Origin of the sequence: Acidovorax sp. FHTAMBA, from assembly GCF_038958875.1 — a bacterium.
Lineage (GTDB): Bacteria > Pseudomonadota > Gammaproteobacteria > Burkholderiales > Burkholderiaceae_C > Acidovorax.
In genome coordinates, this window is record NZ_CP152407.1 from 2,687,971 (window position 1) to 2,700,668 (window position 12,698).

Annotated in this window: 11 protein-coding genes; 8 read left to right on the forward strand and 3 right to left on the reverse strand. The window is 62.3% G+C overall.

All coding sequences use genetic code 11. From position 1 onward, the window contains the following. Nucleotides 1-32 precede the first annotated feature (32 nt). Both AAFF19_RS12700 and AAFF19_RS12705 read left to right on the forward strand, forming a co-directional pair. Nucleotides 33-428, forward strand: coding sequence for a phage holin family protein (locus AAFF19_RS12700; protein WP_008904789.1), 396 nt, complete (start codon nt 33-35; stop codon nt 426-428). Beyond that, nucleotides 428-760: a hypothetical protein gene (locus tag AAFF19_RS12705; RefSeq protein WP_246330903.1), complete on the forward strand. Its 333-nt coding sequence runs from the start codon at nt 428-430 to the stop codon at nt 758-760. Before AAFF19_RS12700 ends, AAFF19_RS12705 begins: the two co-directional genes overlap by 1 nt. A 105-nt stretch (nt 761-865) precedes the next feature. Here AAFF19_RS12705 and AAFF19_RS12710 read toward each other — a convergent pair whose 3' ends face one another. Further along, on the reverse strand, nt 866-1,918 hold the full coding sequence (locus AAFF19_RS12710; protein WP_008904791.1) for a quinone-dependent dihydroorotate dehydrogenase: 1,053 nt from the start codon (nt 1,916-1,918) through the stop codon (nt 866-868). A gap of 37 nt (nt 1,919-1,955) precedes the next feature. Here AAFF19_RS12710 and rpiA point away from each other — a divergent pair, with 37 nt between their 5' ends. Next, entirely contained in the window at nt 1,956-2,645 is a 690-nt protein-coding gene (gene rpiA / locus AAFF19_RS12715; protein WP_182119592.1) for a ribose-5-phosphate isomerase RpiA, read from the forward strand. A 93-nt stretch (nt 2,646-2,738) separates the two neighbouring features. On the opposite strand, the gene AAFF19_RS12720 is transcribed toward rpiA, so the two are convergent. Next, on the reverse strand, nt 2,739-3,803 hold the full coding sequence (locus tag AAFF19_RS12720; RefSeq protein ID WP_008904793.1) for an AI-2E family transporter: 1,065 nt from the start codon (nt 3,801-3,803) through the stop codon (nt 2,739-2,741). A 240-nt stretch (nt 3,804-4,043) separates the two neighbouring features. Here AAFF19_RS12720 and AAFF19_RS12725 point away from each other — a divergent pair, with 240 nt between their 5' ends. The 5 genes from AAFF19_RS12725 to AAFF19_RS12745 all read left to right on the forward strand — a co-directional run bounded on the left by AAFF19_RS12725 (nt 4,044) and on the right by AAFF19_RS12745 (nt 11,637). After that, the gene (locus AAFF19_RS12725) at nt 4,044-6,923 is read left to right on the forward strand and encodes a 2-oxoglutarate dehydrogenase E1 component (RefSeq protein ID WP_008904794.1); all 2,880 of its coding nucleotides are present in this window, start codon (nt 4,044-4,046) and stop codon (nt 6,921-6,923) included. A gap of 52 nt (nt 6,924-6,975) precedes the next feature. Then, the gene (gene odhB / locus AAFF19_RS12730; RefSeq protein WP_008904795.1) at nt 6,976-8,241 is read left to right on the forward strand and encodes a 2-oxoglutarate dehydrogenase complex dihydrolipoyllysine-residue succinyltransferase; all 1,266 of its coding nucleotides are present in this window, start codon (nt 6,976-6,978) and stop codon (nt 8,239-8,241) included. 97 nt (nt 8,242-8,338) lie between these two features. Next, nucleotides 8,339-9,766, forward strand: coding sequence for a dihydrolipoyl dehydrogenase (lpdA, locus tag AAFF19_RS12735; RefSeq protein WP_182119591.1), 1,428 nt, complete (start codon nt 8,339-8,341; stop codon nt 9,764-9,766). A gap of 81 nt (nt 9,767-9,847) precedes the next feature. Further along, nucleotides 9,848-10,945 (forward strand): cell division protein ZapE, encoded by a 1,098-nt coding sequence (gene zapE / locus AAFF19_RS12740; protein ID WP_008904797.1) that lies wholly within the window; start codon nt 9,848-9,850, stop codon nt 10,943-10,945. Next, complete coding sequence (locus tag AAFF19_RS12745; RefSeq protein WP_182119590.1) at nt 10,942-11,637, forward strand: hypothetical protein; 696 nt, start codon at nt 10,942-10,944, stop codon at nt 11,635-11,637. The genes zapE and AAFF19_RS12745 overlap by 4 nt, the downstream gene beginning before the upstream one ends. A gap of 79 nt (nt 11,638-11,716) precedes the next feature. On the opposite strand, the gene AAFF19_RS12750 is transcribed toward AAFF19_RS12745, so the two are convergent. Next, nucleotides 11,717-12,523 (reverse strand): protein phosphatase 2C domain-containing protein, encoded by an 807-nt coding sequence (locus tag AAFF19_RS12750; RefSeq protein WP_008904799.1) that lies wholly within the window; start codon nt 12,521-12,523, stop codon nt 11,717-11,719. Between the last annotated feature and the right edge of the window lie 175 nt (nt 12,524-12,698).

A 12,698-nucleotide genomic window follows, 5' to 3' on the forward strand; every position in this document is an offset into this window, starting at 1 on the left:
TTGGGCTTGAGTACGCAACACAAGGGCTGCGAATGAACTGGCTTTCTCTTCTGGGGCTGGAGGCACTGGTAGCCCGTTGGCGCGCCAATGTGATCGAAGGCGCGATTGCGGTGGAAGACCGGATGGACCTGGCCAGGCTGGAATGGCACGATCAGAAGCAGCGTTTGCAGCAAATGCTGGTGCTGACCATCGTGGTCGCAGGGCTCACGGTGGTGGCGTTGATCATGCTTTCGCTGGCGGTGCTGGTGCATTTCTGGGATACGCCCCATCGTACGCTGGTGGCCTGGCTGGTTGCCGCTGTATGGACTGTGGGATGGGCCGCGATGCTGATGTCGCTGGTGTCTGTGGTTCAGAAGGCGGGGAATGGTTTTGCCCTGACGCGCCGCGAACTCGCGCAGGACTGGCGGGATATCAAGGAACGTCTGTGATGGCAACCCCGACTTCATCGCTTCAACCCATGACGCAGCAGGCTGTTCCATCGCCGACGGCTGACCAGCAAAGGGTGCTGGACCGTATTGCTCTGCAACGCGAACGTCTTCGCGCCCGCAGGGCCGCACGGGCCCAGTCGTTGGCACTGGCGCAGCGTGAACCGCTTGGCGCCGCCTTGGACGAGTCTATGCTTTGGCGTGTTGCAGGTTTTGCGCGGCAGCATCCTGTGGCGGTGGCCACCATGGCAGGTGTTGCTCTGGTAGCGGGGCCGCGCCGCCTGATCCGGTGGGCTGGGGTGGTTCTGCCGATGCTCATGCGGTTGCGACGCTGAGCAGGCGCCGGTATTGGGCCTCAAGATGCCCGCCACTTCACATCAAAAAGCCGCTGTTGACAGCGGTTTTTTATTGGACACGGGACTGCCGGAGATATCGTGTATTCATCTCATGGCTTTGATGGCCTTTGCCGCCTTGACCACCAGTGCAGGGCCTTCGTAGATCAGCCCCGTATAGATTTGCACCACATCCGCACCCGCGCGGACTTTGCTGACCGCGTCTGCTGCGCTCATGATGCCGCCCACCCCAATGATGGGAAAGCGGCTGCCAAGCGCGGCGCGCAGCTGGCGGATAACCTGGTTGCTGGCCTCCAGCACCGGCGCTCCGCTGAGTCCACCGGCTTCCTCGGCATGGCGCAGGCCCTGCACTGCGGTGCGGCTGATGGTGGTGTTGGTGGCGATCACGCCGTCCATCCCGTGGCGTTGCAGTGTGGCGGCGATCACCGACACCTGGGCTTCATCGAGGTCGGGGGCAATTTTCACGAACACCGGCACGCGGCGACCATGCTGGGTGGCCAGGGCCTCACGCCGCTCGGCAATGGCACCCAGCAAGGCGTCCAGGGCAGCGTCGCTTTGCAGGGCCCGCAGGTTCTGGGTGTTGGGTGAGCTGATGTTGACCGTCACGTAGTCAGCGTGGGGATAGACGCCCTCCAGACAGGTCAGGTAGTCGCTGGTGGCATTCTCGATGGGGGTGGTGGCGTTCTTTCCGATGTTGAGGCCCAGCAGCAGGGGATGTTTGCGGCTTTGCGAGCGAAATTGAGCCTGCTGCACGTTGTGCAGGAACGCGTCAAGGCCCTCGTTGTTGAAGCCCAGGCGGTTGATCAGCGCGCGTGCTTCTGGCAGGCGGAACATGCGCGGCTTGGGGTTGCCAGGCTGCGCCTTGGGCGTCACCGTGCCGACCTCGACAAAGCCGAAGCCCATGGCCCCCAGCGCGTCGATGCAGCGGGCGTTCTTGTCCAGGCCTGCCGCCATCCCCACGCGGTTGGGAAAGGTCAGGCCCGCCAACACCACGGGGTCGTCCACGGTTTCATTGCACCAGGCCCATTGCAGCGGGGTGCGCTGCCCGCGTGCCAGCATGTCCATGGTGAGTTCGTGGGCGGTCTCGGCATCCATGCCAAAGAGAAAGGGGCGGGTGAGGGCGTAGGGGATGAGGGACATGGAGAGATAATTCAAGGATTACCCCCGATTTTCTCCCATGACGACCACTCCTTCCCTCACCCAAGACGAACTCAAGACCCTGGTAGGCCAAGCCGCGCTGCAATACGTGGTGCCTGGCGATATCGTGGGCGTAGGCACCGGCTCCACCGTCAACAAGTTCATCGACGCTCTGGCCACCATGAAGAACCAGATCAAAGGTGCTGTCTCCAGTTCAGTGGCCAGCACGGAGCGGCTCAAGGCGATCGGGATCCCAGTGTTGGATGCCAACGACGTGGAATCGCTCGCGGTCTACATCGACGGAGCGGATGAAATTGATGGCAAAGGCCACATGGTCAAAGGTGGTGGCGCCGCCTTGACGCGCGAAAAAATCGTTGCGGCGCTGGCCAGGCGCTTTGTGTGTATTGCAGACGAATCCAAGCTGGTCCAGGTTCTGGGGCAGTTTCCTCTGCCGGTGGAGGTGATCCCGATGGCTGCCAACCATGTTGCTCGGCGTTTTGCAGCGATGGGTGGCCAGGCGCAGCTTCGGATGCGGGATGGGCAACCGCTGGTCACCGACAACGGTCAGCAGATCCTGGATGTCCGCGGGCTCTCGATCACGGACCCGTTGGCGTTTGAATCCGACATCAATCAGTGGCCGGGGGTGGTGACTGTGGGGGTTTTTGCGCACCAGAAGGCATCTGTCTGTCTTCTGGGCACCGCGCAAGGTGTGAATACGCTTACTTACTGACCTGCGCTGCGGATGAGTGGTGACAAGCACAGGTGCCCGATCTCGCCGACACGCGTCTAGGTGAGATAGCGTCGGGCTGCGGGCAGGGTGAAGTCAACGGGACGACGTGTCTTCCGCAACCGGAGGGGAGAACAGATCCCAACTGGCCATGAAAAGTGCTGCGATGACCGGGCCAATGACAAACCCGGTGAGTCCGAACAAGGCCATACCGCCCAGCGTGGAAATCAGCACCACGTAGTCGGGCATCTTGGTGTCCTTGCCCACCAGGATGGGGCGCAGTACGTTGTCGACCAGCCCGATCACGAAGATCCCGAAAGCAGTCAGCACCACGCCCTGCCATATGGCACCCGTGGCCAGAAAGTAGATGGCAACGGGTACCCAGATCAGTCCCGCGCCCACCGCGGGCAGAAGCGACAGGAACGCCATCAGTACGCCCCACAGTACGGGGCCCTGGATTCCGAGAAACCAGAACATCATTCCGCCGAGTGCGCCCTGGGAGGCCGCCACGACGATATTGCCCTTGACAGTCGCACGGATCACGGTGGTGAATTTCCCCACCAATTGCCGCTTGTGCGTCTCATCCAGCGGGGTGGCCTGCCGAATACGCAATGCCAATCGGGCACCATCGCGCAACAGGAAGAACAGCAGGTAGAGCATGATGCCGAAGCTGACGATGAACTGCAGCGTGTTCTGCCCAATGCTCAGCGCCTGCGTGGCAATAAACTGGCTGGCCTGTACGGCGAACGAAGACAGCTTTTGTTGAAGCTCCCCGAGGCTGGTGAGTTCAAGACGGTCCATCAAGCTCGCAGCCCAGGGCGGAAGGGCTGCGATGACCTGTTGCAGGTACAACCCGAAGTTGATCTGGCCGGAGCGAACCCGCTCGTAGATCACCGTGGCTTCTTGAATCAGTGACACGGTGATGGCGGCCATCGGCAGGATCACTACCACGAGACACAGGCCCAGCGTGCACAGCGCAGCCAGCGTGGGGCGTCTGGGCATTCGGCGCAGCAGCTTGCGGTGCAGCGGCGCAAAAAGAACGGCCAATATCACCCCCCAGAAAACCGCCCCATGAAACTGCCACAGGATTGCGCCAAATGCGATCGTGACAAGGATGAGCAGTAATAGGAAAGCTTTGTCCTGAAGGTTGTGATGCAGCATGGATAGGCAAAGGAGTGAGACCCCGGAATGTACGCGAGCCCGGACGCCGCACTGCTGTCAGGCGCTGCGACGGGGCTTCAGATGGAAGCTTCGGCGGGCCAATGGTGTTCGGTGGCACAATAGCGGCCGTACCAAGGCCCTTCCCCAGCCACAGTCGCATCCGCCAACCGGTTCAGCCGTGTCGCGGAAGGTTTCTCAACCAGCTAATGCTTTCCCAAGGAAAGCGGAGGTCAGCGGAATATGAGCGATACGACATCCGTCTATCAAGCCTACCAAGGCAACACTTACCTCTTCGGCGGCAATGCGCCCTATGTCGAAGAGATGTACGAGAACTATCTCGCCAATCCAGGCAGCGTGCCTGATACATGGCGTGAGTATTTTGATGCGCTGCAGCATGTGCCTGCAGTCGACGGCAGCAATGCCAAGGACGTTCCGCACCTCCCGGTCATCAACGCTTTTGCCGAGCGCGCCAAGCAGGGCGGCACCAAGGTGGTCGTGGCCTCCGGGGCGGATTCGGAAATGGGCCGCAAGCGTACCGCCGTCCAGCAACTGATCGCCGCCTACCGCAACGTGGGCCAGCGCTGGGCGGATCTTGACCCCCTCAAGCGCACCGAGCGCCCCGCGATTCCCGAGCTGGAACCGTCTTTCTACGGCTTCAACGATGCTGACCAGGAAGTCGTGTTCAACACCAGCAACACGTTCTTCGGCAAGGAATCGATGACGCTGCGCGAGTTGATCAACGCGCTGCGCGAGACCTACTGCGGCTCCATCGGTGCCGAATACATGTACGCCACGGACCAGAATCAGAAGCGCTGGTGGCAGGAGAAGCTCGAGACGATCCGCAGCAAGCCCAGCTTTGGCCCTGAGAAGAAGAAGCAGATCCTTGACCGCCTGACGGCGGCGGAAGGGCTGGAGCGCTTCCTGCACACCAAGTACGTGGGTCAAAAGCGGTTTTCGCTGGAAGGTGGTGAGAGCTTCATTGCCGCGATGGATGAGCTCATCCAGTCTGCGGGCGCCAAGGGCGTGCAGGAGATCGTGATCGGCATGGCCCACCGCGGTCGCCTGAATGTGCTGGTCAACTCGCTGGGCAAGATGCCCAAGGACCTGTTCGCAGAGTTCGACCACACAGCGCCTGAAGACCTGCCTGCCGGTGACGTGAAGTACCACCAGGGTTTCAGCTCGGACGTGACCACCCCCGGCGGCCCGGTGCACCTGTCGCTCGCGTTCAACCCGTCTCACCTTGAAATCGTGAACCCCGTGGTGGAAGGTTCGGTGCGCGCGCGCATGGACCGTCGTGCCGACCCCCTGGGCCAACAGGTGCTGCCTGTGCTGGTGCATGGCGATGCTGCCTTTGCGGGCCAGGGCGTGAACCAGGAAACCCTGGCGCTGGCGCAGACCCGTGGTTACTCCACGGGTGGCACGGTGCACATCATCATCAACAACCAGATCGGCTTCACCACTTCTGATCCGCGCGATGCGCGTTCCACGTTGTACTGCACCGACATTGTCAAGATGATCGAGTCGCCAGTCTTGCACGTGAATGGCGATGACCCGGAAGCCGTGGTGCTGGCCACCCAGCTCGCACTGGAGTTCCGCATGGAGTTCCGCAAGGATGTGGTGGTGGACATCATCTGCTTCCGCAAGCTGGGCCATAACGAACAGGACACGCCGGCACTCACGCAGCCGCTGATGTACAAGAAGATCGGCCAGCACCCCGGCACGCGCAAGCTGTATGCCGACAAGCTGGCAACTCAGGGCCTGGGCGAATCGCTGGGCGACGACATGGTCAAGGCGTACCGCGCTGCGATGGACGCGGGCAAGCACACGGTCGACCCCGTGCTCACCAACTTCAAGAGCAAGTACGCCGTGGACTGGAGCCCCTTCCTCGGCAAGAAGTGGACCGACGCGGGTGACACCGCCATTCCTCTGGCCGAGTGGAAGCGCCTGGCCGAGAAGATCACCACCATTCCCGAGAGCGTGACCCCCCACCAGCTCGTTAAGAAGGTGTACGACGACCGCGCGGCCATGGGCCGTGGCGAAATTCCTGTGGACTGGGGCATGGGCGAGCACATGGCGTTTGCCTCACTGGTGGCCAGCGGTTACCCGGTGCGCCTGTCGGGCGAGGACTGCGGTCGTGGCACCTTCACGCACCGTCATTCCGTCATCCACGATCAAAAGCGTGAAAAGTGGGACACCGGCACCTATGTGCCCCTGCAAAACGTGGCCGAAAATCAGGCACCGTTTGTGGTTATCGATTCCATCCTTTCGGAAGAAGCGGTGCTGGGCTTTGAATACGGCTACGCGTCCAACGACCCGAACACACTGGTGATCTGGGAAGCGCAATTCGGCGACTTTGCCAACGGCGCGCAGGTGGTGATCGACCAGTTCATCGCCTCTGGCGAAGTCAAGTGGGGCCGTGTGAACGGCATCACGCTGATGCTGCCGCACGGCTATGAAGGCCAGGGCCCAGAGCACAGCTCGGCGCGCCTGGAACGCTTCATGCAGCTGGCGGCTGACGCCAACATGCAGATCGTGCAGCCAACCACGGCCAGCCAGATCTTCCATGTGCTGCGCCGCCAGATGGTGCGCGACCTGCGCAAGCCGCTGATCATCATGACGCCCAAGTCGCTGCTGCGTAACAAGGACGCCACGTCGCCGTTGTCCGAGTTCACCAAGGGCAGCTTCCAGACGGTGATTCCGGAGCAGGATGAGTCGATCGCCAAGAAAGCCGCGAAGGTCAAGCGGGTGATTGCCTGCTCCGGCAAGGTCTACTACGACCTGGTGAAAAAGCGTACGGAAAAAGAAGCCGATGACGTTGTGATCCTGCGCGTCGAGCAGCTGTACCCGTTCCCGCACAAGGCGTTTGCCGCAGAGCTCAAGAAGTACCCCAACGCTACCGATGTGGTCTGGTGCCAGGACGAGCCACAGAACCAGGGTGCGTGGTTCTTCGTGCAGCACTACATCCACGAGAACATGCTGGATGGTCAGAAGCTCGGCTACGCCGGCCGTGCCGCCTCGGCGTCGCCCGCGGTGGGCTATGCCCACCTTCACCAGGAGCAGCAAAAGGCGCTGGTGGACGCCGCATTCTCCAAGCTCAAGGGTTTTGTCCTGACCAAGTAAGGCCAGCAACACCTACCGAACACAGAACAGAACCCTACTGAAAGAATTCAAAATGGCTATCGTAGAAGTCAAAGTCCCCCAGCTGTCTGAATCCGTGGCGGAAGCCACCATGCTGACCTGGAAAAAGAAGGCCGGCGAGGCCGTGGCCGTGGACGAGATCCTCATCGAGATCGAAACCGACAAGGTCGTGCTCGAAGTGCCCGCCCCCTCCGCAGGGGTGCTGGCGGAGATCATCCAGGGCGACGGCGCCACCGTGGTGGCCGAGCAGCTCATCGCCAAGATTGATACCGAAGGCAAGGCCGGTGCAGCCGCGCCTGCCCCTGCCGCATCTGCGCCGGCACCCGCCGCAGCCGCCCCAACGGCAGCCCCCGCCGCCGCTGGCGGCTCCAAGGGAGATGTCGCCATGCCTGCCGCTGCGAAGCTTCTGGCGGAGAACAACCTGTCAGCATCCGCGGTGGCTGGTACCGGCAAGGACGGCCGCGTGACCAAGGGCGATGTGCTGGCTGCCGTAGCCGGTGGCGCCAAGGCCGCAGTCGCCCCCAGCGTGATCCCCACCGGCGTCCCCACCAAGGCACTGCCGCAGGTGTCGGCACCTGCCGCGAAGGAAGACCTGGGCGATCGCCCCGAGCAGCGCGTGCCCATGAGCCGCCTGCGCGCCCGCGTGGCCGAGCGCCTGCTGCAGTCGCAATCGACCAACGCCATCCTGACCACGTTCAACGAAGTGAACATGGCGCCGGTGATGGAGATGCGCAAGAAGTTCCAGGACACCTTCACCAAGGAACATGGCGTGAAGATCGGCTTCATGAGCTTCTTTGTGAAGGCTGCTGTGCACGCCTTGAAGAAGTTCCCTGTGCTGAATGCTTCGGTGGATGGCAACGACATCGTCTACCACGGCTACTTCGACATCGGTATTGCCGTGGGCTCGCCCCGTGGCCTCGTGGTGCCCATCCTGCGCAACGCAGACCAGATGAGCTTTGCCGACATCGAAAAGAAGATTGCTGAATTCGGCAAGAAGGCCGCAGAAGGCAAGCTGGGCATTGAAGAAATGACCGGCGGCACGTTCTCGATTTCCAACGGTGGCACCTTTGGCTCGATGATGTCCACCCCCATCATCAACCCGCCCCAGTCGGCCATCCTGGGCGTGCACGCCACCAAGGACCGTGCCGTGGTCGAAAACGGCCAGATCGTGGTCCGTCCGATGAACTACCTGGCCATGTCCTACGACCACCGCATCATCGACGGCCGCGAAGCCGTGCTGGGCCTGGTGGCCATGAAGGACGCGCTGGAAGACCCATCGCGCCTGCTGTTCGATATTTGAGCGCCGAGCGCTGAAAGCATCGACCCACCCATGTGGCCTGGCCTGTGCTGGAGCCCGTCGGTGGGTCTTTCTCCAACTGATCGAGTGAGATTTCCCCATGAGCAAACAATTTGATGTCGTCGTTATCGGTGGCGGCCCCGGCGGCTACATCGCTGCCATTCGTGCAGCGCAGCTGGGCATGAACGTGGCCTGTATCGATGAATGGAAAAACGACAAGGGCGGCCCGGCCCCCGGCGGCACCTGCACCAACGTGGGTTGCATTCCGTCCAAGGCGCTGCTGCAATCGTCCGAGCATTTCGAGCATGCCAACAAGCACTTTGCCGAGCACGGCATCACCGCCACCGGCGTCAAGATGGACGTGGCCAAGATGATTGCCCGCAAGGACACCGTCGTGAAGCAGAACAACGATGGCATCCTGTACCTGTTCAAGAAGAACAAGGTCAGCTTCTTCCACGGCCGCGGCTCGTTCGTGAAGGCAGCCGAAGGGGGCTACGAGATCAAGGTGGCGGGTGCCGCTGAAGAGACCATCGTTGGCAAGCAGATCATCATCGCCACCGGCTCCAACGCCCGTGCGCTGCCCGGCACGCCGTTCGACGAAGAACTGGTGCTGTCCAACGACGGCGCGCTGCGCGTGGGCGCGGTGCCCAAGAAGCTCGGCCTGATCGGCTCGGGTGTGATCGGCCTGGAAATGGGCTCGGTGTGGCGCCGCCTGGGCGCCGAGGTCACCATCCTCGAAGGCCTGCCCACCTTCCTGGGCGCGGTGGATGAGCAGATCGCCAAGGAAGCCAAGAAGGCTTTCGATAAGCAGGGCCTCAAGATCGAACTCGGCGTGAAGGTTGGCGAGATCAAGACCGGCAAGAAGGGCGTCTCCATTGCCTACACCAACGCCAAGGGCGAAGCCCAGTCGCTAGAGGTGGACAAGCTCATCGTCTCCATTGGCCGCGTGCCCAATACCATCGGTCTGAACACCGAAGCCGTGGGCCTGCAGCTCGACGAGCGCGGCGCGATCGTGGTCGATGCCGACTGCAAGACCAACCTGCCCGGCGTGTGGGCGGTGGGCGACGTGGTGCGTGGCCCGATGCTGGCGCACAAGGCCGAGGAAGAGGGCGTTGCCGTGGCCGAGCGCATTGCCGGCCAGCACGGTCATGTCAACTTCAACACCATTCCCTGGGTGATCTACACCAGCCCCGAAATCGCATGGGTGGGCCGCACGGAGCAGCAGCTCAAGGCCGATGGCGTCAAATACAAGGCCGGCAGCTTCCCGTTCCTGGCCAACGGCCGCGCACGCGCGCTGGGCGATACCACCGGCATGGTCAAGATGCTGGCCGATGCCGAGACCGATGAAATCCTGGGCGTGCACATCGTTGGCCCACAGGCCAGCGAGCTGATTGCCGAGGCTGTTGTCGCGATGGAATTCAAGGCCAGCAGCGAAGACATCGCGCGCATCTGCCACGCGCATCCTTCCCTTTCGGAAGCCACTAAGGAAGCGGCCCTGGCCGTGGACAAGCGCACTCTGAACTTCTGATTTTTGAATAAAAACCGGCTCTAGCGCTTACGGAGTAAGCGCTAGCAGCTATAAAAATCATAGCTTCAGGGTATCGAACTCGTGACTGTCAAACAGGCTTACCTGGCTGAGCTGGCCGCCAAGGGCTACCAAAGTGATCCTGCGCAGCTGCGCGCGGTCGATGCGCTGCAGCGCTGCGCTGACGACTGGGCGGCCTACAAGGCGCGACGGTCCAATGCGCTCAAGAAGCTGATCAACCGGCCTGACGTGCCGCGCGGCGTGTATATGTATGGGGGGGTGGGGCGGGGCAAGAGCTTCCTCATGGAATGCTTTTTTGATGCCGTGCCCCTCAAGCGCAAGGTCCGTCTGCACTTTCACGAGTTCATGCGCGAAGTACACCGCGAACTCGCCGGCCTGCAGGGCACGGTGGACCCGCTGGATGTGCTGGGTGCGCGCATCGCCAAGCGCTACAAACTCATCTGCTTTGACGAGTTCCACGTGGCGGACATCACCGATGCCATGATCCTGCACCGCTTGCTGGCAGCACTGTTTCACAACGGCGTGGGGTTTGTGACCACGTCGAATTTCAAGCCTGATGACCTGTACCCCGACGGTCTGCACCGCGACCGGATCCTTCCCGCCATCGCGCTGTTGAATGAGCGGCTCGAGGTGGTGAACGTGGACAACGGAGTGGACTATCGCCGGCGCACCCTGGAACAGGTGAAGCTGTACCACACCCCGCTGGGGCCGCAGGCCGATGCGGAGATGAACACGGCGTTTGACCAGCTGGCGGAAGTGCATGACGAGGACCCGGTGCTGCACATCGAGGCCCGAGAGATCCGCGCCCGCCGCAAGGCGGGGGGGGTTGTCTGGTTTGATTTCCGAACGCTGTGCGGCGGCCCGCGCTCGCAAAACGACTACCTCGAAATCGCGACGCAATTTCATACGGTGCTGCTGTCGGATGTGCCGTACATGCCGGTCAGCATGGCATCGCCTGCGCGGCGGTTTACCTGGCTGATCGACGTCTTGTACGACCGGCGCGTCAAGCTCATTCTGTCTGCTGCGGTCCCGCCTGAGCAGTTGTACACCGAAGGCCCTCTGGCCCATGAGTTTCCCCGCACGGTATCGCGGCTCAACGAGATGCAGTCCAAAGAGTTTCTGGCCCTGGAGCGCCGCACCGTGGATACGGGGCTGACATGAGCGGCACGCGGTGGTTTGGCCCAGTTTTGGCGCTGGTGGCCGGTTGGGGCTTTGCTGTGGCGGCCATCGCGCAGCCTTCGCTTGGGTCTGAAGGTGTAGCCGGCCAGCAGCACGCGCCCCTAACGGCAGCGCGCGAGGCAGAACACGACCGCATCCGCCAAGAGCGGGAGGTTCTCAACGTCCGGCGTCAACGCGATGAATCCGTGTGCTATCGGCGGTTCATGGTGGAAGACTGCCTGCGGGGTGTGCGGGCACAAGCGCGGGATGATGAGGCCCGTCTGCGCGTGCGGGAAATTGAACTCAACGACGCAGAGCGCAAGGAAAAGGCTGCGGCACGGTTGAAGAGCATTGAAGAGAAGCAGCGGGCAGTGCCGCAAGGTGCGGGCACCCAGGGGCCTGTGTTGCGCCGGGCGTTGCCGGAGCCCAAGGCCGATAAGGGGCTGCGTGATTCGCAGGCGGCGCAGCGTGCTGAGCACCAGCGCAGCAAGCTCCAGCAGCGATCCCGGGAGCAGGCTGCGCGGGAGAGAGCTGAATCTGAACGCGCGGCCCGCGCGCGGGTGCGCCATGCGCAGCGGCTTGAGGCAGCGCAGCAACGCCGTGAGCGCGTGGCTCAGTCAGAGGCAGAGGCTGCCTTGCAGGGTCGCAAGCGGCCAGCGCCGCTGCCCACGGGGTCGGCCGTCGTCAGCCCTTGAGCATCAACCGGACAGCGTAGGGCGTATCCGCTTGAAGAGGTAGTGGGCACCATAGCCCCGGCGGGAGGCCCGAGCTTGATCAGGGTTTCGCGGCGTCTACCGGTGCCAGGCGAGCGACTTTTTTCTCTTCCACCAGCGCCTCTATCTTCACGATGACCAGGGAGAGGTTGTCCCCACCGCCGCGTGCGCGCGAGCGGGCTTTTTCAATGAGGAACTCGGTGGCTTCCCGCGGGGAAAGGGAATCCACCACCGAGCCGAGTTCGGTGGGCGAAAAGTAGTGCCAGACGCCATCGCTGCACGCCATGAGTACATCGCCAGGTTGCAGTTGCGGGATGATGTGGGTGGTGATGGGTGGATCGCTTTCAGTGCCCAGGCAACCCACGAGGATGTTCGAGTGCGGGTGGTTGTTGGCCTCTGCCTCCGTCAGCTCTCCCCGGTCCACAAGCGCCTGAACATAGGAGTGATCGCTGGTACGGAACACCATGCGCGCACCCTGGAAGTGGTAGATGCGCGAATCACCTGCATGCACCCAGTGGCAGTCGCCACGCGGGTTGATGAGGAAGGCCGCAATGGTGCTGTGGGGTTCCTGCTCGGCCGAAATGGCGGTGAGCCGGATCACGATGTGGGCCTCTTCCACCATGCTCTTGAGCATGGCAACCGGGTCATCTGTGTCTGGCGAGTAGCGCTCGAAGAGCTGGCGTGCGGTCATCATGACCTGATCCGACGCCTTGCGCCCGCCGCTGCGTCCGCCCATGCCATCGGCAATGACGCCCAGCACGCAGCCATTGTGCCGTTCGTGGGAGATCAAGGTCACCTGATCTTGCTGGTACTCCCGGTCACCCTTGTGGATGCCGGTGGACGCGATGAGGCGAAACGCTTTGGTCATGCTGGTGATTGTGGGGGCGCTTGTGCAGGAGAGCTTCGCGCAAAGGGAACCAAACGCGTATTATCCGCCCGCCTGTGGCATTTTTGCCATCCTGCAGCACTTGCCTTGAACCTCCACCCGCCGAACCCGACTCTTTCGCAGCTTCCTGTGCAGCGCGCCTGCCACACTGCGCGCG

Bases quoted from the DNA above. Each gene is read 5' to 3' on its own strand.
- AAFF19_RS12710 (WP_008904791.1), bottom strand. From the start codon at position 1,918: ATGTCCCTCATCCCCTACGCCCTCACCCGCCCCTTTCTCTTTGGCATG.
- AAFF19_RS12725 (WP_008904794.1), top strand. From the start codon at position 4,044: ATGAGCGATACGACATCCGTCTATCAAGCCTACCAAGGCAACACTTAC.
- AAFF19_RS12750 (WP_008904799.1), bottom strand. From the start codon at position 12,523: ATGACCAAAGCGTTTCGCCTCATCGCGTCCACCGGCATCCACAAGGGT.
- AAFF19_RS12700 (WP_008904789.1), top strand. From the start codon at position 33: ATGAACTGGCTTTCTCTTCTGGGGCTGGAGGCACTGGTAGCCCGTTGG.
- lpdA (WP_182119591.1), top strand. From the start codon at position 8,339: ATGAGCAAACAATTTGATGTCGTCGTTATCGGTGGCGGCCCCGGCGGC.
- AAFF19_RS12745 (WP_182119590.1), top strand. From the start codon at position 10,942: ATGAGCGGCACGCGGTGGTTTGGCCCAGTTTTGGCGCTGGTGGCCGGT.
- AAFF19_RS12720 (WP_008904793.1), bottom strand. From the start codon at position 3,803: ATGCTGCATCACAACCTTCAGGACAAAGCTTTCCTATTACTGCTCATC.
- rpiA (WP_182119592.1), top strand. From the start codon at position 1,956: ATGACGACCACTCCTTCCCTCACCCAAGACGAACTCAAGACCCTGGTA.
- AAFF19_RS12705 (WP_246330903.1), top strand. From the start codon at position 428: ATGGCAACCCCGACTTCATCGCTTCAACCCATGACGCAGCAGGCTGTT.
- odhB (WP_008904795.1), top strand. From the start codon at position 6,976: ATGGCTATCGTAGAAGTCAAAGTCCCCCAGCTGTCTGAATCCGTGGCG.